Source organism: Hyphobacterium sp. (assembly GCF_965228115.1).
Classification (GTDB): domain Bacteria; phylum Pseudomonadota; class Alphaproteobacteria; order Caulobacterales; family Maricaulaceae; genus Hyphobacterium.
In genome coordinates this window covers 2,203,617-2,228,313 of the sequence record NZ_OZ245794.1, presented here as the reverse complement: position 1 = coordinate 2,228,313, position 24,697 = coordinate 2,203,617, and the positions used below count along the sequence as shown (strand labels likewise).

Sequence of the window (24,697 nt, the reverse complement as noted above, 5' to 3'; positions counted from 1 at the left end):
ACATGGATGCTGTCGATCCGGTAACACTCCGCCTCGCCATTTTCGTACTGGCTGTTTTCGTCGGATATTATGTTGTCTGGTCGGTGACGCCCGCCCTGCACACACCTTTGATGGCGGTCACCAACGCTATTTCGTCGGTCATCATCGTCGGTGCGTTGATTGCGGCAGCCGCGCCCGCCCTTGTGGGTGAAAGCGATGCCGGATCCAACTTCGCGCGCGGCGCCGGCATGGTGGGTGTGGTCCTGGCAAGCGTGAACATTTTCGGGGGCTTCCTTGTCACCCAGCGGATGCTGGCCATGTACAAAAAGAAGGATAAGCCGCAGCCGAAAGGCGACGGGTCCTGATGCGGTATCTGATCGCTCTTATTCTTATGTTCGCGGGCATGTTTGCCCTGGCAGACGCACAGCAGCGCGCCATGCGCGGCGCGCAGTCTGAGCGGCCCGGACCGGGCTCTACGCAATGCCTGATCCGCGAAACTGTCTTTACACGCGGCGGCGCCGGTTTTGTGTGTGATCAGGGATCAGACGGGCGCGTGCTGATGGCGACCGATGGCGGAACGCGCCCTGGTGGCGTTTCGGCTTTTGTGACCTGGCTGATTGAAGCTGACAACAATCAGGTAACGACGGTTGATTTCATCACGGTGAATTACGAAGCGGCCGATGCCGCCACGCAGGCCATTTGCGATGCTTCCGGCCTTCGTGGTGCCAGCAATCGCTCGCCCATTCCCTGCTACAAAATCCTCGCGGTTATCGACTAACCCGGAACGGACATTCTTATGAACGCTGATCTCGCTGCCATTCTTTACCTCGTTTCCGCGGTCTTCTTCATTCTCGCGCTACGCGGGCTGTCGCATCCGGAAACCTCCCGCCAGGGCAATTATTTCGGAATGGCGGGGATGGTCATCGCCGTGCTCGTCACCCTGTTGGTGTCGGGCGTCGGGTTTGGCGGGCTGTTTCTGATTATCGTCCTTATGGCGATTGGTGGCGGCATTGGGGCCGTGGTTGCCCAGCGTATTCCGATGACGGCGATGCCGCAGTTGGTCGCAGCCTTTCACTCACTCGTCGGAATGTCAGCCGTACTGGTGGCCGCTGCCGCCTTTTACCGCCCGGACATTTTCAATATTGGCGAGGCTGGCAATATCAAGGCGCTCAGCTTGCTGGAGCTGGCGCTGGGTTCGGCGATTGGCGCGATCACTTTCTCGGGCTCCATTATTGCCTTCATGAAATTGCAGGGTCTGGTGTCTGGCGCACCCGTCGTCTTCAAGGGCCAGCACTGGCTCAATCTTGGCTTTGGTATCTTCATCGGGTTGATGATCATTTTCCTGATGGCCTCTGGTGGCGATTTGGACGTCGCTTTCTGGGCTCTGACCATGGTCGCTTTCGTATTGGGCGTCACGCTGATTATCCCGATTGGCGGCGCGGACATGCCCGTCGTGGTTTCGATGCTGAATTCCTATTCGGGATGGGCCGCGGCGGCGCTTGGCTTTACACTGGAAAACACCGCCCTGCTGGTCACTGGCGCGCTGGTGGGGTCGTCCGGTGCAATCCTGTCCTACATCATGTGTAAGGGCATGAACCGGTCCTTCATCTCGGTCATTCTGGGCGGTTTTGGCGGCGAAAGCGCCGGCCCGGCGGGCGATGGTCCGCAAGGCACGGTCAAGCAAGGCTCGGCCGATGATGCGGCCTTTATCCTGAAGAATGCCCGCAAGGTCATCATCGTGCCGGGATACGGCATGGCGGTCGCGCAGGCACAACACGCGCTGAAAGAAATGGGCGATGTGATGAAGGAGGAAGGCGTGGATGTGTCTTACGCCATTCACCCCGTCGCCGGCCGCATGCCGGGCCATATGAATGTGCTTCTGGCCGAAGCGAACGTGCCCTATGACGAGGTTTTCGAACTGGAAGACATCAATTCGGAATTTTCCAACGCCGATGTGGCGTTCGTGATCGGGGCGAATGACGTCACCAATCCGGCCGCGGAGGATGATCCGTCTTCACCGATCTATGGCATGCCGGTTTTGCAGGTCTGGAAAGCGGGCACGGTCTTCTTCATCAAGCGCTCGCTGGGCTCGGGCTATGCCGGTGTCGAAAACCCGCTCTTCTTCCGGGACAACACGATGATGCTGTTGGGCGATGCCAAGAAGATGACGGAGCAGATCGTCAAGGCGATGGACTAGCGCCCGGCGCGTACCAACCGTCCCGGCTTCTCGCCGGTAAACTTATCATCCATCACAATCGGAACGCCATTGACCAGCGTGGCCTTATAGCCGCGCGCGCCTTGTAACAACCGCTGACCGCCAGCGGGGAGATCCTTCACCATGTGAGGCGGTTCCAGCTGTAGCGCGTCATGGTCGATGACATTGAGATCGGCGCGCAGACCTTCGCGGACATAGCCGCGGTCATTCAGCGAAAGAAACTCCGCGATATCGCCCGACATCATCTGGACCGCGCGTTCGACCGCGAGTTTCGGCCCGCGGGTGCGGTCCCGCGTCCAGTGTGACAAGAGATAGGTCGGCATGGAGGCGTCACAGATCGTGCCGACATGTGCGCCACCATCGCCCAACCCCTGCAGGGCTTGAGGGTGCGTCATCATTTTCATGACGTTGTTATAATCGCCCTCGGTATAGTTATAGATCGGGAAGTAGATCAGCTCCTTCCCGTTGCGTTCCAGCACGGTGTCATAGAGTTTTTCCATCAGCGGCACGCCTTCAGCTTCGGCCTTTGCGGCGAGCGCGTTTTCCGGCGGCTGTTCGTAGTCCGGCGGATCGCCCAGCTGGAACAGCTTGGTGGCGACAAAATCAATATGCGCCATCAAGAGGTCCGCCAGCGGCGGAATGGACGACCCCGGCCCGGAAAGCTGGTCGGTTTTCTCTGACAGGATCTGCGCTTTGAACTCCGGCGTCTTCATGATCGCCACGCGTTCTTCGAACGGCTTGTCGGCGATTTTCTTGTAGCTGGGATAACCCATGAAGAAGTGGAAGGTGCATTGCAGGCCGAGGAAAACGCCAATGCCGCGCGGTGCGGTCTGCACCCGCATATCCACGCCTTCAGCCTTCATTTGTTCGGCTTTTTCCAGAATGCGCGTCCACTGGTCCGGTGCGAAATCGCGCTGCATCAATGACATGGAGAAAGGCCGGTTTCCGGCGGCTTTGGCGTAGGCTTCCAGCACTTTCCATTCCGCTTCAAACCGGTCGCCCTCGCGCTCCAGATCAAAGTCTGACACGGCCTGCACGACGCCATAATCAAGGCCCTCGAATGCTTTAGCGATCCCGGCGAGTTCCTTCGCGGTGGCTTCGGATGAGGGCGTCCAGTCGCCATCGGCGGTCTTGTGAACATCAGAGCGACCAGTCGAAAATCCGATGGCTCCAGCCTGCATGGCTTCGCGGACCAGATCACGCATTTTCGCGACATCATCTTCAGTCGCTTCTTCTTCCGCGATTGCGCGATCGCCCATCACAAAAACCCGCAACGGATCATGGCCGATATGCACAGCGATATCGATGGTGCGGGGCTGGACCTCCAGCGCGTCCATATAATCGGGGAAGCTCTCCCAATTCCATTTGAGGCCTTCTGCCAGAGCGGTGCCGGGAATGTCCTCCACACCCTCCATCAACTTGATCAGCCGCTCATGGTCAGTGGATTTGACGGGTGCAAAGCCGACGCCGCAATTTCCCATCACCGTGGTCGTAACGCCATGCCGCGAAGACGGCTCCAACTGATCATCCCAGGTGGCCTGACCATCATAATGGGAGTGCAGATCGAGAAAGCCGGGCGTGACGATACAGCCGGACGCATCAATCTCGCGGGTTGCGGCTTCCGGCGCGTCACCCACAGCGACAATCACGCCATCCTTGATGCCGATATCCGCGACGCGGCCCTCCGCGCCGGAACCGTCATGGACGATGCCGCCGGAAATCTTGATGTCATAGCTCATGTCTTCACCCCGTCAGTCTTTCGAAGATGATCATAAAAGCGGAAAGCAAGGGCAAGCCCGATGCCCGCAAAGAGATGCCAGATTGACCAGAAGCCTGTGACCGCAGCGGCCCCGCCCAATGTCGGAAACTGCGTCAGCAGGATCACCAGGCCGAGGCCGGCATTTTGTATCCCGATCTCGAAAGTCAGAGCCCGGCGCGATTTGGATTCCAACCGCAAGGCCAGTCCGGCGACTGCGCCCAGCGCGAAGGCGAGCGCATTGTGCAGAATCGCCACTGGCGCGATTACATCGCCACTGTTCATAATCAGCTCCCAGTTAGAGATCAGACCGATGGTGACCAGCCCCACCAGAATGGCGATGGCCAACACATAAAAGATCGGCTGGATGCGCTTGGCGATGCCGGGCTGGAAGGTCGAGAGCAGCATGCCAATGGCCAAAGGCACGCCCAGCGCCATGGCGGTCTGCAGAATGAACGGCAAAGTCTCGATCTCAATCGCGCGAATCAGATCAGCCGTCGGCGGATAAAGCGCGGCCCAGCCTAATATCGCAAACGGCGTGATAATGAAGGCCAGCGCATTGGACGCCGCCGTCAGCGACACCGAATAGGCGGCATTACCGCGCGACATCAACACCATCAGATTCGAGACATTCCCGCCCGGACAACAGGCCACGACGATCATGCCAAAGGCCACCGAAGCCGGTGGCGAAATGAGATGCGCCAAACCCAGCGTCATCAAGGGCAGGCCAAGGATTTGCGTGGCCAGCCCACCGAAGAACATTTTCGGACGCTTGGCGAGAAAGACGAAGTCGTCCGGCTTCAAGGTTAGCGCCACCGAGAAGATCATGATCGCCAGGCCCAACGTCAGCCCGATGCGCGATCCGGCGCTCAACGTCACCTCAATGGAATCGAGTGCCTCGACGCCGGTCATGAAGTCTCCCGAACGAGGGACGTGACGAAGCGCCCCTTCTTTGATTACAGTGAACACGGTTCACTGATCGAGGGGAAGGTCATGACAACATTTAAGACAGGGCTTGTGTTGGTTTTATCGGCTGTGCTGGTGGCCTGCGGCGGCGGCAATGAAGGCCGCGACATCTCTGATGCCAATGCCGATTATCAAACCACGCTGATGGAGCAACTCATCGACGCCCAGCCGGGCGATGTGATCGAGATACCCGCTGGCGTGTTTTCCTTCGACCGTTCGTTGTCGCTCACCGTAGATGGCGTCACAATACGCGGGGCCGGCATGGATGAAACGATCCTGTCCTTTGCCAATCAGACATCCGGCGCGGAAGGCCTGCTGGTCACTGCCAGTGATTTCACGATTGAAGATCTGGCCATTGAAGATACGCGCGGCGATGCCTTGAAGGTCAATGAGGGCGAGAACATTATTATCCGCCGGGTGCGCACTGAATGGACGAATGGCCCGGATACCAATAATGGCGCCTATGGGATTTATCCGGTTCAGACCCGCAATACGCTGGTGGAAGGGGTCATCGCCATCGGAGCGTCCGATGCCGGGATTTATGTCGGCCAGTCGGAAAATGTTATCGTCCGCGACTCCATTGCCGAATACAATGTGGCGGGGATCGAGATCGAAAATACGATTGGTGCGGACGTTTATGGCAATATCGCGCGTCACAATACGGGCGGCATTCTGGTCTTCAACATGCCGAACCTGCCCCAGCCGGGTCATTCCACGCGCGTCTACCGAAATGATGTGCAGGAAAACAACACGAATAATTTCGGCCATCCGGGAACGCCGGTCGCCAGTGTTCCGGCAGGTTCCGGCATCGTCATCAACTCGAATGACCGCGTGGAAATTTTTGACAATGTGATCGCGGATCATCGCACCGCCAACATCATCATCTCGTCTGTTTATTCGACCGGCTATGCCGATATTTCGGTGCAGGAGAATTTTGATCCTTATCCCGAAACCATCCTGATCATGAATAATGCGCTTGGTGAGGGCGGCGGCAATCCGGATGTGGCCGCGCTGCAGGCCCTGCGCGTCATGATGTTTGGCCTGACCGGCAATATCCCTGACGTATTGTGGGATGGCTATGTCAATTCAGACCTGTTGGTCGATGGGATGATGCCCGCCGACTACCGCATCTGTATCGATAATGGCGATGCGCAAATGCTCAATGTGGACAATCCCAACGACAATGCGGACCCGCATATTGTCGAGGATACGTCCTGCACCCATGAGCGCCTGCCAGAAGTGGTGTTGCCCTTCTGATGCGTTTTTTTCTTCCGGCCCTGGGCCTCTTGCTTGCCGCGTGTGGGGCCCAGCCGCCCACACCGACCTATCATGCGGAAGGCCGTCCGGCGCTTCTGTCAGAGTGGGGCATGATGTCAGTGGAGGGCGGACATCTGACATTGGCCGAGGCCGTTGAACCCTATGATCTCAACTCCGCGCTCTTTACCGATTATGCGGGCAAACTCCGCACGATCTGGATGCCGGACGGCACCAGCGCAGAATACCGCGAGGGCGAAGTCTGGGATTTCCCCGTTGGCACGGTCATCACCAAAACCTTCTATTATCCGGTTGATGAAGCCAGGAATATGCTGCGCGGCGATGAAGGCCTCATCGTTGCCGACAACCCGGAAACGCTCGATCTGGATCGGGTCCGCCTGATTGAAACGCGGCTGCTCATCCGCCGGGAGGCGGGCTGGGTTGCTCTGCCTTATGTCTGGAATGAAGAGGAAAGCGAAGCCCGGCTGATGCGCGCGGGTTATTCCGAGACGCTTACTTTGGCCGAAGCGGGCGGGACGACACAAACGATCAATTATCTGGTGCCGAACGTAAACCAGTGCGCGGGCTGTCATGCCACGAACAATACAACGCGCGAGCTTTCACCCATCGGCCCGGCGACCCGTCACATAAATCGCGATTTTGACTATGCGGAAGGCCGCCAGAACCAGATCGCCCATTTCATTGCCGCGGGCTATCTGGACAATGTGCTGGACCGCGCTCTGCCTCGTGCCGCGGTCTGGAATGATCCGGATGTGCCGCTCAATGCCCGCGCACGGGCCTATCTCGATATCAACTGCGCGCATTGCCACAATCCGGTCGGTCCGGCTGATACGTCTGGTCTGCATCTCAATATTGATGCCCCGGAGGACCCCAATCTGGGCCTGTGCAAGCCGCCGATTGCTGCCGGGCCCGGTTCAGGCGGGTTGCGGTTCGGGATTGTGCCCGGCGATCCGGAAAACTCGATCTTTATCTACCGCATGGATTCCCGGCAAGGCGACATCATGATGCCGGAGCTGGGCCGCTCACTCATACATGCTGAAGGTGTGGACCTGATCTCTGACTGGATTTCCGGCCTTGAAGGCAGCTGCACCTAATCTTCCGCGCTAAGCGCGCGATAGCAGGAACAGGCGGACAGCTCCGTCTCGCCCAGATGGGTGAGCCAACTATCGACGGCTTCCGATAACAACTGCTCGCGCGTTGTATCCAGCTTGGCAGCCGCCAGGCGCAAGCGCCGGTCCTGTTGATCACTTAGCTCGAAACCCATCTCTGCGCCTTCGTCTGCGGCGGCATGATGCGCGTCGCACGACCCCGGATGCGGATGGTGTGGGGGGGCGTTATCCGCATCCGAGGCGTCGCGGCGTGCGATCGAGAAAGGATCAAAGGACGTCTCCGGTGCGGTGCGTGTGCCCGCAGGCGATGGAACGGCGGCGCCCTTACGGACAAGCAGGCCGGAATGGAGAGCGGCGTAAGGGGTTCCCGTCATGGCTCAGCCCTGTCCTGCAACACGGTGAACGAAGGCGGTTCGGCGTCCAAAGACGGCGCGCGCGGGTTGGCGGCGATCTGGCTGGCCTTTGGGCGGGCCGACATCCTTCTTGCGGCGGTCGATGCCGTCCCAACCGGAGGCCCCATCGGCGCTCTTTTCAGGTTTGGGCAGTTCAGCCTCATCCCAGCCGGGAAGAACCAGCTCGCCGAGGCCAGGAAGGTTTTCTTCCTCATCCTCTTCACCGAAGAGGTCTGGCGCACCACCGCCCGGCGTCAGCGCAGCCACGGCGAGGTCATTCATCTGATCCTTGCCATTCATCGCAATGCCATTTCGGACAAAGCGCGCGCGTAAATACCGCCAAAGCTTGGCAACTTCATCGGCGGACTTTGAACCTTCATTGATCTCGCCGACGGTGCGGCCATCAATCATTGAAGCGGCAAAATCGGTCCGGTGATGAATGGTGACGGGCGCGACAACGCCATGTTGGGAAAGGGCCACCGCCGTCTCTCCCGTTATTCGGGCGCGCGCTGTGGCCGAGTTGACGACAAAGACCAAGGGCTTGGCAAAGCTCTCGACGATATCAACCGTGGGTCCAACAGCGCGCAGGTCATGAGGGCTGGGCCGGGTCGGGACGACGACCAGATCCGCATGACGCACAACTCCTGCAATGGAATCAGTAACAGCCGGGGGGGTATCAATGATGATCATCTTGAAGCCGGAGTTTTCGAGATGCTTGATCCCGGCCTCCAGATCTTCAATGGAAACCCGCGCATAGGCGGGCGTCGCACTGGATCGCGCGTTCCACCATTTCGCGAGCGAGCCCTGCGGATCTGTATCGATCAAGGCGACCGGGCCATCGCCATTGCGTTCGGCTTCCACAGCGATATGCCCCGACAGGGTGGTCTTGCCGGACCCGCCCTTTTGAGACGCAAACACAACGACATTTGCCTGGTTGGCCATGGCCGCCCTCACACCCTGTTCGCCGGACTTCCGGCTGTCTGACGCGTAAAGGATCACGAGGGCGCATAAGGTGCGCTTAAACGCTTTGTTCAAATTCGAACAATCGCTGCACTTGCGAAATCAGGGTGAACAGAGCGGTAAGAAAGAAATTCAATTTTCCCTCCGGGTTCTGACTTTACAGAGGGCAGGCTTCCGGCCACTATGCTGCATTGCAACATAATCGGGGGGTTAAATGTTCGCGCTTGCAGCACAGATTACAGGGGCTGTAGCGACCCCTGAACAGCCAGATGTCATGGCGTTCGTCGCCGATAGCATGTTGTTGATGATCTCCGGCATGGTCGTCGTCTTTATGGCCGCTGGATTCTGCATGCTGGAAAGCGGGCTGGTCCGGGCCAAAAATGCAGCCACGATCTCGCTGAAGAACATCACCCTCTTCTCGATTGCCGGTCTCACCTATTACATCGTCGGCTACCGCCTGATGTATGATGGCGTCGATGGCGGCTGGTTCGGAACGATTGGTGTCTGGTCGCCCGACCCACTGGATGAACCGGATGGTTCGCTGGCCTCTGCCGCCGACTGGTTTTTCCAGATGGCCTTTGTCGCCACAGCCGCTTCGATTGTGTCCGGCACGCTGGCCGAGCGCATCAAGCTGGGGCCATTCCTCCTCTTCATTGTCGTGCTGACGGCTGTGATCTACCCCATCACCGGTGCCTGGAAATGGGGCGAAGGCTGGTTGCATGTGATGGGCTTTCAGGATTTTGCCGGCTCCACCCTGGTCCACTCGGTCGGCGGGTGGGCCGCTCTGATGGGCGCGATCATCCTCGGGCCCCGCTATGGCAAATACGCTCCTGATGGCCGAATTCAAAAACCGATGCCCGGCTCCAACCTTCCACTGGCGGCGCTTGGCACTTTTATTCTCTGGTTTGGCTGGTTTGGCTTTAATGGCGGGTCCCAACTCGCCGCTGGGACGATTGAAGATGTCAGTGCGGTTGGCAAAATTCTCGCCAATACCAGCCTCGCGGCCGCTGCCGGTGTGCTCGCCGCCTTCGTGATGTCTTATGTCATCTTCAAGAAGCCGGACCTGACGCTGGTGCTTAATGGCGCGATTGGTGGCCTCGTCGCCATCACGGCGGGGCCGCTCGATCCGGCGCTCTGGCAAGGCATACTGGTCGGGGCTGTGGGTGGCGTGCTGGTTGTCGTCACAGTGCCCCTCCTGGACAAGTTCCAGATTGACGATGTCGTGGGGGCCATCCCGGCGCATCTGGTCTGTGGGATCTGGGGTACTTTGATTGCGGCGGCGACCACGCAAGCCGACGGCTTGTCGATCATCTCGCAGTTCGGCGTTCAAGCGCTCGGCATTCTCGTGATTGGCGCCTTTGTGGCGATCCTGAGTGCAGCGGCCTGGTATGCGCTCAAGCTAACGATTGGCCTTCGCCCCAGCGTGGATGATGAAATTGCCGGGCTGGATAAGACCGAACTGGGCATGGAAGCCTATCCGGACTTCTACAAAGGCTAGGCTTCAACTCGCAGGCTAGGCTGCGTCGCAACAGAAATGGGGCGCGGCAGGCCTGGATTGCGAGGAGCCTGCCGCGCCCTTTGCCTCCCGGTCACCGGTTGGCAAACAGGAGATGGGTTTAGTCGAATTCGGTCAGACGCATCGACACCTGTAAGCCATCTGTCAGATGGTCATAGGCCTTGAGCGTCAGGAACTCGGCGAAGTCATCGGACAGGACAAGATCACGCAGCAATTGCGCCGCCTTTGTCACCTCATCCTGGCCCGACAAGCGATGGTCCGGATCCTTCAGGATTGTGGCCTCTGCCGTGTCGATCGCCGCTTCCAGCCAGGCGGCATCGATCAGCGTGCCCTCTGCCGTGCTGGAGCCGGCAACCCGCCATTGCCAGAGCTGCGCCCGGGCAATCTCTGCGGTCGCTGCATCTTCCATCATGTTGCGGATCGGAGCCGCGCCGCGACCTGCGAGCCAGCCCGCAATGTAGCGGATAGCGACATCGACATTCTCGCGTGCGCCTGCGTCTGTGATCGTGCCTTCCGGTGCTTCGATGAGCGCTTTGGAAGATCCGGCCAGCGACACCTGATTGTCGATCTGGTTCGGACCGGGCATCACATCGTCGAACGCCGCCTTGGCAATCGGCACGAGATCCGGATGCGCCACCCAGCAGCCATCATGGCCGTCCTGGGCTTCGCGGGTTTTATCTGCCTTCACTTGTTCAAAGGCCCGGGCATTGGCGTCTTCATCGCCCTTGACCGGGATGAAGGCCGACATGCCGCCCATAGCGTGCGCGCCGCGCCGGTGACAGACGCCAATCACGCGCTTGGAATAGGCCGCCATGAAGGGCGTTGTCATCGTTACCTGGGAGCGATCCGGCAGGATGCGATCCTTATGACCGCGCAGACGTTTGATGTAGGAGAAGATGTAATCCCAGCGACCGCAATTGAGGCCGACGCAATAATCGCGCAACTCATAAAGGATTTCATCGAGCTCGAACGTGGCTGGCAGCGTTTCGATCAGGACTGTGCAGCGAATGGTGCCGCGTTCCAGACCGAGCACTTCTTCGGCATGGCTGAAGACCAGCGCCCAGAAGCGCGCTTCAAACCGGCTTTCCAGCTTGGGCAGGTAGAAGTATGGGCCCGAGCCGCGCACGCCTAGCGCATCCCAGTTGTGATAGAGATACAGGCCGAAATCGAACAGCGAGGCCGAGATCGACTGGCCGTTCACCTTCATATGGCGCTCGTCCAGGTGCAGGCCGCGCGGACGCACCAGCAAGGTCGCCGCATCGGATGAGACTCGATAGCGCTTGCCGTTCTTTTCGTCGGTGAAATCAATCTGACGGCGAATGGCTTCGCGCAGATTGATCTGCCCTTCGATCATGTTGTGCCATTTGGGCGAGGACGCATCCTCGAAATCCGCCATGAAGCAGCGCGCGCCGGAATTAAGCGCATTGACGACCATTTTCCGGTCGACAGGCCCGGTGATCTCCACCCGGCGATCCCGAAGATCGGCCGGCGCAGGACGCACCGTCCATTCCGAAGCACGGATATCCGCAGTGTCTTCCGGAAACTCCGGCAACGCACCGGCATCATATTCAGCCTGGCGTTTCTGACGATCTTCGAGGAGCGCCTGACGGCGGTTTTCGAAGCGGCGATGCAGGCCGACCAGGAAGGCCAGCGCATGCGGGGCGAGGATGCCGCGATAGCCGGGCTCTAATGTCCCGAGCAGATCCACGCCATTGGGATTGGCTTTGTTCATGAGCTTGCTCCTGTCCGCCGATTATTCAGCAGCGAACTGAGCGGTTTCGGTGGACTCGCCCATGGCCGTTGTGGAGGCCTGACCGCCCGAAAGGGTCTGGTTGACCAGATCGAAATAGCCGGTGCCAACTTCGCGCTGGTGGCGCGTGGCGGTGTAACCATCGACTTCGGAGGCAAACTCGGCCTGTTGCAGCTCGGAGTAGGCACCCATGCCGCGATCCTTGTAACCAAGTGCCAGGTTGAACATGCCGTAATTGAGCTGGTGGAAACCAGCCAGGGTCACAAACTGGAATTTATAGCCCATCGCGCCCAACTCACGCTGGAAGGTTTCGATGGTGGCCTTGTCCAGATTAGCTTCCCAGTTGAAGGATGGCGAACAGTTGTACGCCATCATCTTGCCGGGGAATTCGCGCTGAATGGCTTCGGCAAAGCGGCGCGCCTCATCCAGATTCGGCTTGGACGTTTCCCACCACAAGAGGTCAGCATATTTGGCATAGGCCAAACCGCGCTTGATGCAGTGATCCACGCCCATGCCCTGTTTCAGACGATAGAAGCCTTCTGCCGTGCGGCCGGCGTCATAATCGATGAATTCATGATCACGCTCATCAATGTCGGAATTGATTAGCGTCGCGGATTCGGCATCCGTCCGGGCCACGGTCAAAGCCGGAACGCCCATCACGTCTGCCGCCAGCCGCGCCGCGTTCAGATTGCGCTGATGCGCCTTGGTCGGGATCAGAACCTTGCCGCCCAGATGGCCGCATTTCTTTTCCGCTGCGACCTGATCTTCAAAGTGAACGCCTGCCGCGCCCGCTTCGATATAGGCGCGCATGATCTCATAGCAGTTGAGCGGGCCGCCAAAGCCAGCCTCGGCGTCGGCGACAATCGGCGCGAACCAGTCACGCGTGACATTGCCTTCGGACACTTCAATCTGATCGGCACGTTGAAGCGTGCGGTTGATCTTCTTGGCCAGTTCCGGGCCGGAGTCGGCCGGGTAAAGCGATTGGTCGGGATACATGGCGCCGGCTTCATTGGCGTCGGCTGCGACCTGCCAGCCTGACAGGTAGATGGCCTTGAGGCCGGCCCGGACCATTTGCATGGCCTGACCGCCGGTCAGAGCGCCCAGCGCGTTGACGTAAGGCTCTTCTTTCAGCAGCGTCCACAGCTTGGCCGCGCCACGCTCGGCAAGCGTGTGTTGAATCTGGACCGAGCCGCGAAGCTTGAGAACATCTTCGGGTGAATAATCGCGTTCAATACCGTTGAAGCGATCTGCCGTGGCCGCAGGGACCAGGTCGGTAAAAGTCGTCATGGTGCAATCCTTTTATCTGTAAAGGCGTGTGAACGCCTGTCTTCGATGCAAGGGTGAAACCAGGACTTTCTCTTGTCTATATCAACGAAAGTCGAAAGAAGCGAAGCTGTATCACGACTTCACTTGCTGTTTTGTCATATTGTGAATAATTTACATAAATGGCGATTGACGAGAAAATCTTTGCCGGCGCCCGCCTGCGGCGGTTGCGCCGGGAACGCGGCCTGACCCAGGCTGATGCTGCCGACATGCTGGGGCTTTCGCCCAGCTATCTCAACCTGCTGGAACGTAATCAGCGCCCGCTGACGGCGCGGGTTTTATTGGCGCTTGCAGATGCGTTCGAGATTGATGTCCGGGCACTGGCGGAAGGCTCTGACCGGCAACTCATCACAGACCTTGAGGCGGCGGCCAGCGACCCGTCCCTCGCCAGCTTGCAGCTGGAGCGTAGTGAGCTGACCGAACTGGCCGAATCGCAACCGCGCGCCGCCGAGGCAGTGACCCGTCTGCATCAGGCCTATCGCAATGCTGCTGATTCGACGGCGGATCTAGCGGCTCAGCTAGCAGGCGGACCGGAAACCGGCCAGTTGCCGGAAACGGAAGCCGTCCGCAATGCCATCGACAAGCATCACAACCACTTCCCGGAGCTGGAGCGCGCTGCGGAGGCGCTAAGTGCCGAGCTAAAACTCACACCGGATAATCGCATTGGCCTTCTGGAAGCCCGACTGAAGGACGGGCACGGGATTATTGTCCGGACTTTCGAAGATGATGTGATGGGCGGGGCGCGCCAGCGGATGGACTTTCATACAAGGCGGCTGATGCTGTCTGATCGCCTGCCGCCACACGCGCGTCCCATGCAAATCGCGACCACGCTGGTGATGCTGGAATATGGCGATTTGCTGGACCGGGAGACGGCGGCTGCCGGACTGAACAGCAAGGCCGGGCAGATGCTCTATCGGACCGGGCTGGCGCGCTATCTCGCCGGGGCATTGCTGGCCCCTTATGGCGCCTTTCTCAAGCAGGCAGAAAAGAGCCGCTATGACATTGAGCGCCTGCAAAGGCGGTTTCAATTGGGCTTTGAAGCGGTCTGTCATCGCCTGACGACGCTGCACCGGCCAGATGCAAGTGGCATTCCCTTCTTCATGGTCCGGACCGATCCAGCCGGAAATATCTCCAAGCGCTTTGGCGGGGGCGTTCTGCCGTTTGCCCGTTCGGGCGGATCTTGCCCGAAATGGTCGCTTTTTGAGGCGTTCCGGGCACCGGAGAAACTTCATACGCAACGCTTCATCCTGCCGGATGGCAGCGAATACCTCTCGATCGCCCGGGCCGTTTCGCACGCCTCGACGGATAATGATCTGCCGGTCTTGCATGCCATCGCTGTGGGATGTGAGTGGGAACGCGCCGGCGAAACCGTTTACAGTGAACGCTTGGCGGGTGCGGCAACCGAAACCGGCCTGTCCTGCCGGATATGTGAACGCGAAGCGTGTGCCCACCGCGCCTTTCCGTCCATGTATGCGAAGATGAACACCAATCCCTGGCGGCAGGCCGCCGGACCCTATGCGAGCGATGAGCATTAGGCACAAAAAAGGGGCGGGAGAGCCCGCCCCTTCCTTGCCCGGCGGGATCAGGAATTACCGAACGAGGTCAAATCGGTCGAGTTCCATCACCTTGGTCCAGGCAGAAACAAAATCACTGACGAATTTCGCTTCGGCATCATCTGCGCCATAGACCTCAGCGATAGCGCGAAGCTGGGAGTTCGAGCCGAACACCAGATCCGCGCGGCTGGCCGTCCAGGTTTTAGCGCCGGAAGACCGGTCGCGGCCTTCGAACGCCGTGGCGCTGTCATCGGTCGGCGTCCACTCGGTGCGCATGTCCAGCAGGTTGACGAAGAAATCATTCGTCAGCTGGCCCTTGCGCTCCGTGAAGACACCGTGATCACTGTCACCATGATTGGCCCCGATGACCCGCAGACCACCCACGAGCACCGACATTTCCGGTGCAGACAGCGTTAGCAGCTGGGCGCGGTCGAGCAGCCATTCCTCTGCCGGGCGGTCATAGGTCTGACCCTCAAAATTGCGGAAGCCATCCGATTTCGGCTCAAGGTAAGCGACCGAATCCACTTCTGTCATTTCCTGGCTGGCATCCGTCCGGCCCGGGGCAAACGGCACGGTGATGTCATGCCCGGCAGCTTTCGCCGCCGCTTCCACCCCGGCATTACCTGCCAGCACAATCAGATCCGCGAGCGAGACTTTCTTCGAGCCTGAGCCTGAATTGAAGTCCGCCTGGATGCCTTCCAGCACCGGCAGCACCTTTGCGAGTTCTTCCGGCTCGTTGACGGCCCAGTCTTTTTGCGGAGCAAGGCGAATACGCGCGCCATTGGCTCCGCCGCGCTTGTCCGATCCGCGGAAGGTCGAGGCCGAGGCCCAGGCGGTTTTCACCAGCTGGCCTACGGTCAAGCCCGACGACAGAACCTTGTCTTTCAGCGCCGCGATATCGGTCTCATCGATCAGGTCATGATCGACCGCCGGAACCGGGTCCTGCCAGATCAGTTCTTCGCTTGGCACTTCTTTACCCAGATAGCGGGATACGGGCCCCATATCGCGGTGGGTCAGCTTGAACCAGGCTCGCGCGAACGCATCAGCGAATTGATCCGGGTTTTCATGGAAACGGCGCGAAATTTTCTCATAAGCCGGGTCCATGCGCATCGCCATGTCAGCGGTCGACATCACCGGCGCGTGGCGCTTGGTGGCGTCATGGGCATCGGGAACCGCATCGGCGGAAGCGCCACCTTGCGGCACCCACTGATTGGCACCTGCGGGGCTCTTGGTCAGCTCCCACTCGTGTCCGAACAGCGTGTCAAAATAGCTGTTGTCCCAACTGATCGGTGTGGGCGTCCACGCGCCTTCGAGACCAGAAGTGATGGTGTGTGCGCCGCGGCCGCTTTCAAATGAGTTTGCCCAACCGAACCCCATGGCTTCGATCGTTGAGCCTTCAGGTTCAGCGCCAACATGTTTGGCATCGCCTGCGCCGTGCATTTTGCCGAAGGTGTGCCCGCCCGCGACAAGGGCGACAGTTTCCTCGTCATTCATGGCCATGCGGCCAAAGGTGTCGCGGATGTCATAGGCCGAGGCGAGCGGATCGGGTTTTCCGTTCGGGCCTTCCGGATTGACGTAGATCAAGCCCATCTGAACGGCCCCCAGCGGGTTTGCTAGCTCGCGATCCCCGGAGTAGCGCTCATCGCCGAGCCATTCGGTTTCCGGCCCCCAATAGATATCGCCTTCCGGCTCGAACACATCTTCACGGCCCCCAGCGAAGCCGAAGGTTTTAAAGCCCATGGATTCCAGCGCGACATTGCCGGTCAGGACCATCAGGTCGGCCCAGGAAATCTTGTCGCCATACTTGGCCTTGACCGGCCAGAGCAGGCGGCGCGCCTTGTCGAGATTTCCATTATCCGGCCAACTATTGAGCGGCGCGAAACGGATCGTGCCCGAGGAGGCCCCGCCACGGCCATCCTGTACGCGATAGGTGCCGGCGCTGTGCCAGGCCATCCGGATAAAGAAAGGGCCATAGTGACCATAGTCCGCCGGCCACCAATCCTGACTGTCTGTCATGAGTGCTGTCAGGTCTGCCTTCACCGCATCCAGATCGAGGCCATTAAACGCCTCTGCATAGTCGAAGGCTTCGCCCAGCGGGTTGGTCGCCGGAGCGTTCTGATGAAGTATCTTCAGGTTAAGCTGATTGGGCCACCAGTTGGCATTGGAATAGGCGCCGCTCGCCGTATGGCGCTGTTGCGGAGCGGCGAAAGGACATCCGCTGGAACCGTCCATAATGTGTCTCCCATCTAGAGCCGGTGCGTCCGGCGCTTTTTTGATGGGAGCAGAATGGGTGAGAATAAAATATTTATCCAATCAATAATATTCGTTGATTGGATTAATTATATTGATTGATCTCCTAGCAACCGGTCAATGGACGTAGTTGGGCTTCATCATCGAAATATCGCCCCTCCATCGAGGTCACGAGATCACACATTTGGGTCTCGTCAAGGCGCAGATCGTTCGACATGGCCTCGGCCAGCGCCGCTTTCGTCATTTCGCCAGCCTCCATGCGCGACCCGCCACCGGCTGCCGTATCAAAGACCATACGCGCCGGGCCTTCGCTCCAGGCCTGCCAGCTGTCGCCCGGATCCCCCGCGCGGGCGAAGCGCGCCCAGTAGGCACCCATTTCCTGCGCCAGAGCCACCCGGCTGTCGCGATTCTCATTGTTAAAGGCAATGGGATCAAGCCGCGAGCCGAAGAACGCAAAATGATTGAAGACGAATGGGATCTCCATGGAGTGCATGGCCCCCAGCAATTCCGAGGAATCCAGAAAAATATTCGAACCGCCTTCATCCCAGTCGAACCGGTAGGCCCAGACATCCTCATGACCGCCTGCGGTCATGGCCGCCGCTACTTCATCAACGGCGTTGATCGCCCAGATATCGCTTTGATACTGATTGATCGCGTCATAGAGATCCTCGTCGCGAATACGGAAGAATACGCCAAGCCGGCGCGAAACGAGATCCGGATTGAAGGCGTTGTAAAGCTTGACCTCGTCGCGATTGGTGCCGGTGATGACGGGAACCGCGTTAAAGCTGTCCGGACTGGTGAAGGCGGCCATGATCCCGTCTGCCGGAACGGTTACACCATCTGCAATCATGGTCGGCATTTCCAGACGGCCATCTTGAAGTTCATAGGCGGCAAATACGTCCTCGACCGGGACAGCACGTAAATTCTCACCACGGGTTTCATTGCCGACGAGACGTTGTGCAATATCGAGAGAGGCATTGACCTCACTGCCGTCAGAGCCTTCCGCTTCAGCGAGCGGCAAGGCATTGGCCGACCCCGATTGCATGATCGCCCGATGGAACAGCCCTTCGGCCATCGGCGAAGCCAGCAAGGCCGCGATATTGGTGCCGCCGGCGCTCTCTCCGAAAACGGTCACACTGTCCGGGTTGCCGCCATAGGTCGGAATTGTGTCGCGGATCCATTCCAGCGCCGCGATGTGATCCAGCGTGGCAAAATTGGCCGCGCGGCCAGCCTCGGTTTCGGCTTCGGCGCGCAAGGCCGGGTGGGCAAAGAAGCCAAGCGGCCCGAGGCGATACTGCACCACCACGACAACCACATTCTGATCCATCGCCAGTTGCGCGCCATTATACTGATCCGCCCAGCCCCAGGTGTTCGATCCGCCATGGATCCACATCATGACTGGCAGGTTTTCCGCATTCGGCGGCGCATAGACATCGAGATACAGACAATCCTCAGACCCGGCGAGCGTGCCAGCCTCAGCTCCCAGGGCATCAGCGTTGAAAAACCCGGCGAGCTGCGAGCATGGCGTGGGGGCGTGGATCGAGAGACGCTCCTGAGTCCAGCCAGGAGCCGTAGCAGGTGGTGACCAACGCAGATCCCCCACTGGCGGGGCCGCAAAGGGAATGGCGCGCCAGACATGGGCACCGCTCTCCGCCACATAGCCGATGACATCGCCCTGAGGCGTGGTCAGGCGCGTCGCCGCGTCCGGTTCAACCGGCGCTTCCCGTTGCGCGCAAGCCGCCAGAACAAGTGCCAATCCGATAATCGCTACGCGCATGATGCATCCTCCCCCGAGTTCAGCTTCTCAAGATGATGTGAAATTCGCTGCCGTCAAACCCCGGCGAGCGTTTGATCGACGGCCTGCTGCCAGCCGGTGCGCTGCGCGGCGCGGGTTTCAGCCTCTATCGACGGCGAGAAGCCTTGATCGGCTGACCATAATTTACGGCCTTCTTCCAGCGATCCGAATATGCCTTTTCCCAGCCCGGCCAGGAATGCCGCGCCCCAGGCCGTGGTTTCGGTATTGGCCGGACGCACCACCGGAACATCACAAAAATCCGAGAGGCGCTGCAGGAAGCGGTTATTATTCGCCATGCCGCCATCGACGCGAAGTTGGGCTGTACTGACACCGTCCCGCCCCATCGCTTCGAGAAGATCGGCTGTCTGGTGCGCTGCAGCATCCAGAGCGGCCTGAGCAATCTCGGCCCGGCCAGAGCCCCGGGTCAGGCCCACAATGGTTCCACGCGCCTCTGCTGCCCAATGCGGTGCCCCCAAACCGGCAAAGGCCGGGACCAGATAAACGCCGCTGTCGGGATCAGCGGCGGCTGCCAGGGCTTCGATCTCGGGGGCTTTGGCAATCAGGCCCAGCCCGTCGCGCAGCCATTGAACGGTTGCCCCCGCCGATAGGATGGAGCCTTCCAGCGCGAAGGTCGTTTCGCCCTGCAAGCGCCAGCCGATGGTGGACAAAAGCCGGTTATCGGAAATCGCCATCTCCCCACCGGTATTCATGATTAAAAAAGCACCAGTGCCATAGGTGGATTTGACCTCGCCCGGTTTGAAACAGGCCTGACCAATAGCGGCCGATTGCTGATCGCCCGCCATGCCGGTGACGGGCAGCGCGTCACCAATGGTGGATTTCAGGCTGGTGCCAAAATCGGCGGCGTTGTCTGCGACGTCCGGCAAGCCCGCCATCGGCACATCGAACAGATCACAGAGCTGATCGTCCCATTGCCCGGCTCTCAGATCAAACAGGGATGTCCGGCTGGCATTGCTGGCGTCAGTGCGATGTGATGCCCCGCCGGTCAGCCGCCAGAGCAGGAAGCTGTCGACGGTGCCGAAGGCCAACTCGCCGCGTTCTGTCCGGTCTCTTGCGCCGTCCACGGCATCCAGGATGAAGGCAAACTTGGTGGCCGAGAAGTACGGATCGAGGACCAGCCCGGTCTTTGTGCGGATTAAACTTTCATGGCCGGCTTTCGCCAGTTGCTCGCAGGTTTTCGCGGTGCGGCGGTCCTGCCAGACAATGGCATTGTGAATGGGCTCTCCCGTTGCGCGATCCCAGACAATCGCCGTTTCGCGTTGATTGGTGATGCCGATACAGGCCGGCGTCCAGCCTTTCGATTTGGCCTCTTTCAGGGCCTTTCGGGCAGTGGCGATCACGGTGGCCCAGATGACCTCCGGATCATGCTCGACCCAGCCAGGCCTGGGGTAGATTTGCGCAAATTCCTGTTGGGCAAGCGCGATCACCTCGCCCGTCGTGGAGAACACAATCGCCCGCGACGACGTTGTGCCCTGATCAATCGCCAGAATCGCTGTCTTGTCCATAAAAGTCCTGCCCCGGAATTGTCAGCGCATCGACTATAGCCGTGCTGGCGAAGAGGAACAGGCCGCGCTAGCCTGTTCATAGCAGGGAGGCCCGAATGGCATTTGACGAAGGTATTATTTCCAGCCCGACGGGTGCAGAGCTCACCACATACTGGCAACCGGCCGACGGTGAAACGAAGGGGGTCCTTCAGATCAATCACGGCCTGGCTGAGCATGGAGCCCGCTATGAACGCTTCGCCACCTTTCTGAGCCAGCGGGGTTGGGCGACGGTGGTGCATGACCATCGCGGGCACGGCAAGACCATCGCCGCTGACGGCGCCTCGCGTCTCTATGCTTATGAGGGTGGCTGGAACAAGCTGATGGCGGATGTCGACGCTGTGCATGACAGCCTGACCAGAAATGCGCCGGGCGTCCGAGTGGTCGTTTTCGGCCATTCCATGGGCGGTACGATCGCCATGAATTATGCCATGCGCCAACCGCAGAAGATTGCCGGCTGCGCCATCTGGAATGCGAACATCGACAAAGGCGCGGCGGGATTACTTGGTTTCGTCGCCGGTCTTGGCAAAACATTCTCCAAACCCGACGCGCCAGCCCGGCTGATCGATACGCTGACCTTCAAGGCCTGGGACAAGCGCTTCAAGGCAGATCGGCCGGAATCCGCCTGGCTATCCCGTGATCTGGACGAGGTTGATAAATATGTTGCCGACCCTTTGTGCGGTTGGACGGCGACCTGGTCACTCTGGAAGGATTTTGCCAGCGGCATAGCTTATGCGGCGGACGACCGGAATCTCAAAAACATACCGAAAAGCCTGCCCTTTCACCTCGTGGGCGGCACGGACGACCCGGCGACAAATAATGCCAAGGCCGTTCAGAAGCTCGGCGAAAGACTTCGCCGGCAAGGTTATGGCGCGACGCAGGAGATTCTGGAGGGCTTTCGCCATGAAACCCTCAATGAAACAGGCCGCGAAGCGGTGATGGAACGCTTCGCGGCCTGGCTTTCAAAGATAGCCGATCCGTAAGACTTTACTCCCAGAAGTAAGCGCCTCTGACGCGATCCCCCGTCACCGTCTCATTGAGCGTATCGGCGTCATAGAGGCGGCCATTGAGCATGATCATATCGACCTGATCGGAGGTATAGATATCTTCCAGGATATCCCCCTCGAGGATCACAAGGTCCGCCAGCTTGCCAACTTCGATCGAGCCAATGTCATGGTCAAAGCCCAGGTGAATGGCCGGATCAATCGTCGTCGCACGCAGGATTTCAATCGGCGTGCCGCCACCGCGCGCCAGTGACCACATCTCCCAGTGGGCGCCGAGGCCCTCCTGCTGACCATGTGCGCCGATCGCCATCAACACGCCTCGCCGTGCCAGCATTAGCGCCACCAGCGCTGCATCATCATCAACATAGTCATGCTCTGGTGCCCAGGGACGGCGGATGGAGCCCCGCAGATATGCCGGTGGGGCATGACGCGACAGGATCGGGTGTTCCCAGACATTCATGCGGGACCGCCAATAGGGGTCGCCGGCCAGCCCGCCATAAGTGACCACCAGAGTCGGATTGTTTGCGACTTCTGTCTGCGAGAACATCTGCAGCACGTCTTCATAGACCATCTCGACCGGCAGGTTGTGCTCCATTGAGGTGTTGCCATCGGCAATCATCGACATGTCCATATGATAGTTGGACCCGCCTTCTGCTGCGACGATGACATCGGCCTCGATCGAGGCGGCAACAACTTGCTGACGCTGATCCCGGCGTGGCTGGTTATAGTTCTTGATGCCATGCGCGCCTTGCGCCGCGAGGCGGAAGACATGTTCATCCGCATCCGAGGCATCATCGATCCGCGCAAAGAAACCGGGGGCCCGGGCACCGTAGACCACCTCGCCTGTTGAATAGGTGCGCGGCTGCAATTGCAGGCCTGCGCGCTGGTATTCAGCGGCGGCGAAAATCTGGGTCGCAGAGTTGGACGGATCAAAAACCGTCGTCACACCCAGTGCGAGATGCGCCATGGTCGACCAGTTTTCTTCCGGAATGATCTGATCTGTGCCTTGGGGGCCGTGGGCGTGCGCATCGATCAGACCCGGAATAATCATCCGTCCTGTTGCATCCACAATTTCCGCACCGGCGGGGATCTCGACGTCGTCGCCAGCGCCCACCGCAATGATACGGTTGCGTTCGACCACAATGGTGCCGTTCTCGATGATCCCGCCTTCTGCGTCCGCCATGGTGATGATGCGGGCATTGGTGAAGGCCACGGTAGTGGACGGAATCTCGGTTTCCACAGTGATGGAAAGCGAGCGTCCGGTTTCAGGCGGAGAGAACGGCTCGCGCTCTTCATCCTCACCGGCCGGGCTGTCCGGAATCACCTCGTCGATACGGGCAGAATACAAAACAGGCCCCATCGTCCAGTGCACGGCGTCACTGCCGCCCGACCAGGACGGATAGGTGCCGCCATTGAGCGAGACTTCCACCACCGGCAGGGCATTGGCCGACATTCCCGTCGCCACTTCCTGCGGGCCCGGCGTCAACGGGGTGACATAGACATCATAATTCTCGCGGAAAGCCAGATAGCGGCCATCCGGCGAGACCAGATAGTTAGACAGCATGGTCGACTGGGCGTGCATCCGCCGGTCCTGGCCATTCATATCGACACTGATCAGCTGACGCTGGTTGTTTTCGAATACGGTCAGGAAGAGCCGGTCACTGGCCGCCCCGAATTGCGGTTCTGAACCGGATGAAGAAATCCGGCGCATTTCCCCGCCGGAGGCCGGAACAGCGAAAATGCCATTGGTTTCCGACCAGCGCCGCGAGGTGAGGAACCCGCCCCGGTCTTTTTCAAACACAATGGTGCGGCCATCCGGGGAAAAGACCGGCCGGCGGTAATGTCCCGGCTCATTCGTTACGACGCGTTCGCCGCGGCCATTGGCATTCACCACACGCACCGAGCCCAGCTCATCATCATCCCAAGTCACAAAAACGATGGACCGCCCATCGCGCGACCAGGACGGGAAAAACTCCCGGTAGCTGCCATCATTGCCCGTCAGGGGGCGCGGCGTACCGCCGGACATGCCGGCAATGTAAAGCCGGCCCAGCGTTTCGAATACGACCCGGGACCCATCGGGTGACACGCTGGCAAAGCGGGCCATGCGCGTATCGAACGTCTCCGGAGCGACATCAATTCGAGGACGCGGCGGGTCAATGATTTCCCGCGAGTCATCAACCTGGAAGGGGATAACCGCGCTTTCACCGCTGCTCACATCCACCCGGCGGATCTGGCCACGCGCCCAGAACACGATGGAGTTGCCATCCGGCATCCAGTCCATGTTGGGATACATGCCGTAGACGCCCCAGGTTTCCTGATTGTCGCGATCAAGATCGCCATAGACCATGCGCTCTTCACCAGAGGTGAGGTCCTTGATCCAGAGCTGGGATTGCAACCGGTCCCGGCGCACGAAAGCCATCGTGTTGCCATCGGGCGAGATCGCCGGGCGTACGGAGCCGCCGGCTCCGGATACAGCCGTTGTGGTTTCACCGGTTTCGATGTCGTAGCGGCGGATGTTGAACAGGTCCGTATTGGAATCCTGACCATAAATGAAGGTGTTCCCGGACGTTATGTTGATGGTGTAATAAACATAGCGGCCGTCAGGGGAAAAGATCGGCTCGCCCAACTCTTTCTGGAAGGCCTCATTCGGCCGCTCGACCAGGCGGACGCCGCTGCCCCCGGAGAGGTGATACATCCAGACTTCGCCCGTGCCCGCAGAGCGGGAGGTGGTGAAGTGCTTGCGCGCAGCGATAAATTCGCCGGACGGGTGCCAGGTCGGGTTGTTGAGCAGCCGGAAGGTCTCATTTGTAACCTGACGGCGGTCCTCGCCATCGGCATTCATGATCCAGATATTATCACCGCCCCCACGATCGGAGGTGAAGGCGATCATCGAGCCATCCGGTGAGAAGCGCGGCTGGATTTCCCAGGGCAGGCCGGAGGAAATATTCGTCGCCATGCCGCCCGTGATCGGGAGGGTGTAGATATCTCCCAGCATATCGAACGCGATGGTTTGTCCGTCCGGGCTGACATCGAGGCTCATCCAGGTGCCTTCTTCGACCCGGATCGGGATGAAACGTGTCGGCAGGGGCGGAGCGGCGACATCCCACGGTCCATCCTCAGCGGCTTCCTCGGCGGAGGCTTCGGGCTCGGCTTCTTGTGCAAATGCGAGTGAAACGGCGAGCGCGCTGGCTGTCAGCGCGGCAATCGAACGATACATGGAACCTCCCCGGCTCATCCTGAATTCCTGAAGCCGGGACCCTAGTGCCGGGGCGTTGACGCGACAAGTGACAGGACT

17 protein-coding genes and 1 pseudogene are annotated in these 24,697 nt (G+C 59.6%); 8 read left to right on the top strand and 10 right to left on the bottom strand.

Annotated features, from left to right (window positions below; genetic code table 11):
• The first annotated feature begins 2 nt into the window (after positions 1–2).
• Genes ACO079_RS11460 through ACO079_RS11450 form a run of 3 tightly spaced genes read left to right on the top strand, consistent with a single transcriptional unit; the run spans position 3 to position 2,176 of the window.
• Entirely contained in the window at positions 3–344 is a 342-nt protein-coding gene (locus ACO079_RS11460) for an NAD(P) transhydrogenase subunit alpha (RefSeq protein WP_421790165.1), read from the top strand.
• Positions 344–757 carry a hypothetical protein gene (locus ACO079_RS11455; RefSeq protein ID WP_421790163.1) on the top strand — a complete coding sequence of 138 codons (414 nt, stop codon included), beginning with the start codon at positions 344–346 and terminating at the stop codon, positions 755–757. The genes ACO079_RS11460 and ACO079_RS11455 overlap by 1 nt, the downstream gene beginning before the upstream one ends.
• Before the next feature lie 18 nt (positions 758–775).
• Positions 776–2,176 (top strand): NAD(P)(+) transhydrogenase (Re/Si-specific) subunit beta, encoded by a 1,401-nt coding sequence (locus ACO079_RS11450; RefSeq protein WP_421790161.1) that lies wholly within the window; start codon positions 776–778, stop codon positions 2,174–2,176.
• Here ACO079_RS11450 and ACO079_RS11445 read toward each other — a convergent pair.
• Positions 2,173–3,933 carry an N-acyl-D-amino-acid deacylase family protein gene (locus ACO079_RS11445; RefSeq protein WP_421790159.1) on the bottom strand — a complete coding sequence of 587 codons (1,761 nt, stop codon included), beginning with the start codon at positions 3,931–3,933 and terminating at the stop codon, positions 2,173–2,175. The genes ACO079_RS11450 and ACO079_RS11445 overlap by 4 nt on opposite strands.
• A complete protein-coding gene (locus ACO079_RS11440) occupies positions 3,930–4,862 on the bottom strand; it encodes a bile acid:sodium symporter family protein (RefSeq protein WP_421790157.1) in 933 nt (310 codons plus the stop codon). The genes ACO079_RS11445 and ACO079_RS11440 overlap by 4 nt, the downstream gene beginning before the upstream one ends.
• 81 nt (positions 4,863–4,943) lie before the next feature.
• Between ACO079_RS11440 and ACO079_RS11435 the strand changes: the two genes are divergently transcribed.
• Complete coding sequence (locus tag ACO079_RS11435; protein WP_421790155.1) at positions 4,944–6,173, top strand: parallel beta-helix domain-containing protein; 1,230 nt, start codon at positions 4,944–4,946, stop codon at positions 6,171–6,173.
• On the top strand, positions 6,173–7,285 hold the full coding sequence (locus tag ACO079_RS11430) for an SO2930 family diheme c-type cytochrome (protein ID WP_421790154.1): 1,113 nt from the start codon (positions 6,173–6,175) through the stop codon (positions 7,283–7,285). The genes ACO079_RS11435 and ACO079_RS11430 overlap by 1 nt, the downstream gene beginning before the upstream one ends.
• Here the strand turns inward: ACO079_RS11430 and ACO079_RS11425 are convergent.
• Together ACO079_RS11425 and ACO079_RS11420 are read right to left on the bottom strand one after the other, a co-directional pair.
• A complete protein-coding gene (locus tag ACO079_RS11425; protein WP_421790152.1) occupies positions 7,282–7,674 on the bottom strand; it encodes a hypothetical protein in 393 nt (130 codons plus the stop codon). The genes ACO079_RS11430 and ACO079_RS11425 overlap by 4 nt on opposite strands.
• A 327-nt stretch (positions 7,675–8,001) precedes the next feature.
• Positions 8,002–8,634: pseudogene (locus tag ACO079_RS11420) on the bottom strand (AAA family ATPase); the annotation flags it as partial.
• Between the two features lie 232 nt (positions 8,635–8,866).
• Between ACO079_RS11420 and amt the strand changes: the two are divergent.
• Entirely contained in the window at positions 8,867–10,150 is a 1,284-nt protein-coding gene (amt, locus tag ACO079_RS11415; RefSeq protein WP_421790150.1) for an ammonium transporter, read from the top strand.
• 118 nt (positions 10,151–10,268) lie between these two features.
• Here amt and aceB read toward each other — a convergent pair whose 3' ends face one another.
• Positions 10,269–11,900, bottom strand: coding sequence for a malate synthase A (gene aceB / locus ACO079_RS11410; protein WP_421790148.1), 1,632 nt, complete (start codon positions 11,898–11,900; stop codon positions 10,269–10,271).
• Between the two features lie 21 nt (positions 11,901–11,921).
• On the bottom strand, positions 11,922–13,205 hold the full coding sequence (gene aceA / locus ACO079_RS11405; protein ID WP_421790146.1) for an isocitrate lyase: 1,284 nt from the start codon (positions 13,203–13,205) through the stop codon (positions 11,922–11,924).
• Between the two features lie 158 nt (positions 13,206–13,363).
• On the opposite strand from aceA, the gene ACO079_RS11400 reads away from it, so the two are divergent.
• Entirely contained in the window at positions 13,364–14,776 is a 1,413-nt protein-coding gene (locus ACO079_RS11400) for a helix-turn-helix domain-containing protein (protein ID WP_421790144.1), read from the top strand.
• A gap of 54 nt (positions 14,777–14,830) precedes the next feature.
• Here ACO079_RS11400 and katG read toward each other — a convergent pair whose 3' ends face one another.
• The 3 genes from katG to glpK form a co-directional block, all read right to left on the bottom strand.
• Complete coding sequence (katG, locus tag ACO079_RS11395) at positions 14,831–17,026, bottom strand: catalase/peroxidase HPI (protein WP_421790142.1); 2,196 nt, start codon at positions 17,024–17,026, stop codon at positions 14,831–14,833.
• 124 nt (positions 17,027–17,150) lie between these two features.
• Complete coding sequence (locus tag ACO079_RS11390; RefSeq protein WP_421790140.1) at positions 17,151–18,821, bottom strand: carboxylesterase family protein; 1,671 nt, start codon at positions 18,819–18,821, stop codon at positions 17,151–17,153.
• A 53-nt stretch (positions 18,822–18,874) separates the two neighbouring features.
• A complete protein-coding gene (gene glpK / locus ACO079_RS11385) occupies positions 18,875–20,362 on the bottom strand; it encodes a glycerol kinase GlpK (RefSeq protein WP_421790138.1) in 1,488 nt (495 codons plus the stop codon).
• A 95-nt stretch (positions 20,363–20,457) separates the two neighbouring features.
• On the opposite strand from glpK, the gene ACO079_RS11380 reads away from it, so the two are divergent.
• Positions 20,458–21,381 carry an alpha/beta fold hydrolase gene (locus ACO079_RS11380; protein WP_421790136.1) on the top strand — a complete coding sequence of 308 codons (924 nt, stop codon included), beginning with the start codon at positions 20,458–20,460 and terminating at the stop codon, positions 21,379–21,381.
• A gap of 4 nt (positions 21,382–21,385) precedes the next feature.
• On the opposite strand, the gene ACO079_RS11375 is transcribed toward ACO079_RS11380, so the two are convergent.
• Positions 21,386–24,637 (bottom strand): amidohydrolase family protein, encoded by a 3,252-nt coding sequence (locus ACO079_RS11375; RefSeq protein WP_421790134.1) that lies wholly within the window; start codon positions 24,635–24,637, stop codon positions 21,386–21,388.
• Between the last annotated feature and the right edge of the window lie 60 nt (positions 24,638–24,697).

Coding starts and splice junctions, on each gene's coding strand:
- ACO079_RS11455 (WP_421790163.1), top strand. CDS start 344: ATGCGGTATCTGATCGCTCTTATTCTTATGTTCGCGGGCATGTTTGCC.
- glpK (WP_421790138.1), bottom strand. CDS start 20,362: ATGGACAAGACAGCGATTCTGGCGATTGATCAGGGCACAACGTCGTCG.
- ACO079_RS11440 (WP_421790157.1), bottom strand. CDS start 4,862: ATGACCGGCGTCGAGGCACTCGATTCCATTGAGGTGACGTTGAGCGCC.
- ACO079_RS11430 (WP_421790154.1), top strand. CDS start 6,173: ATGCGTTTTTTTCTTCCGGCCCTGGGCCTCTTGCTTGCCGCGTGTGGG.
- ACO079_RS11450 (WP_421790161.1), top strand. CDS start 776: ATGAACGCTGATCTCGCTGCCATTCTTTACCTCGTTTCCGCGGTCTTC.
- aceB (WP_421790148.1), bottom strand. CDS start 11,900: ATGAACAAAGCCAATCCCAATGGCGTGGATCTGCTCGGGACATTAGAG.
- aceA (WP_421790146.1), bottom strand. CDS start 13,205: ATGACGACTTTTACCGACCTGGTCCCTGCGGCCACGGCAGATCGCTTC.
- ACO079_RS11435 (WP_421790155.1), top strand. CDS start 4,944: ATGACAACATTTAAGACAGGGCTTGTGTTGGTTTTATCGGCTGTGCTG.
- ACO079_RS11445 (WP_421790159.1), bottom strand. CDS start 3,933: ATGAGCTATGACATCAAGATTTCCGGCGGCATCGTCCATGACGGTTCC.
- ACO079_RS11460 (WP_421790165.1), top strand. CDS start 3: ATGGATGCTGTCGATCCGGTAACACTCCGCCTCGCCATTTTCGTACTG.
- ACO079_RS11400 (WP_421790144.1), top strand. CDS start 13,364: ATGGCGATTGACGAGAAAATCTTTGCCGGCGCCCGCCTGCGGCGGTTG.
- ACO079_RS11425 (WP_421790152.1), bottom strand. CDS start 7,674: ATGACGGGAACCCCTTACGCCGCTCTCCATTCCGGCCTGCTTGTCCGT.
- katG (WP_421790142.1), bottom strand. CDS start 17,026: ATGGACGGTTCCAGCGGATGTCCTTTCGCCGCTCCGCAACAGCGCCAT.
- ACO079_RS11390 (WP_421790140.1), bottom strand. CDS start 18,821: ATGCGCGTAGCGATTATCGGATTGGCACTTGTTCTGGCGGCTTGCGCG.
- ACO079_RS11380 (WP_421790136.1), top strand. CDS start 20,458: ATGGCATTTGACGAAGGTATTATTTCCAGCCCGACGGGTGCAGAGCTC.
- ACO079_RS11375 (WP_421790134.1), bottom strand. CDS start 24,637: ATGAGCCGGGGAGGTTCCATGTATCGTTCGATTGCCGCGCTGACAGCC.
- amt (WP_421790150.1), top strand. CDS start 8,867: ATGTTCGCGCTTGCAGCACAGATTACAGGGGCTGTAGCGACCCCTGAA.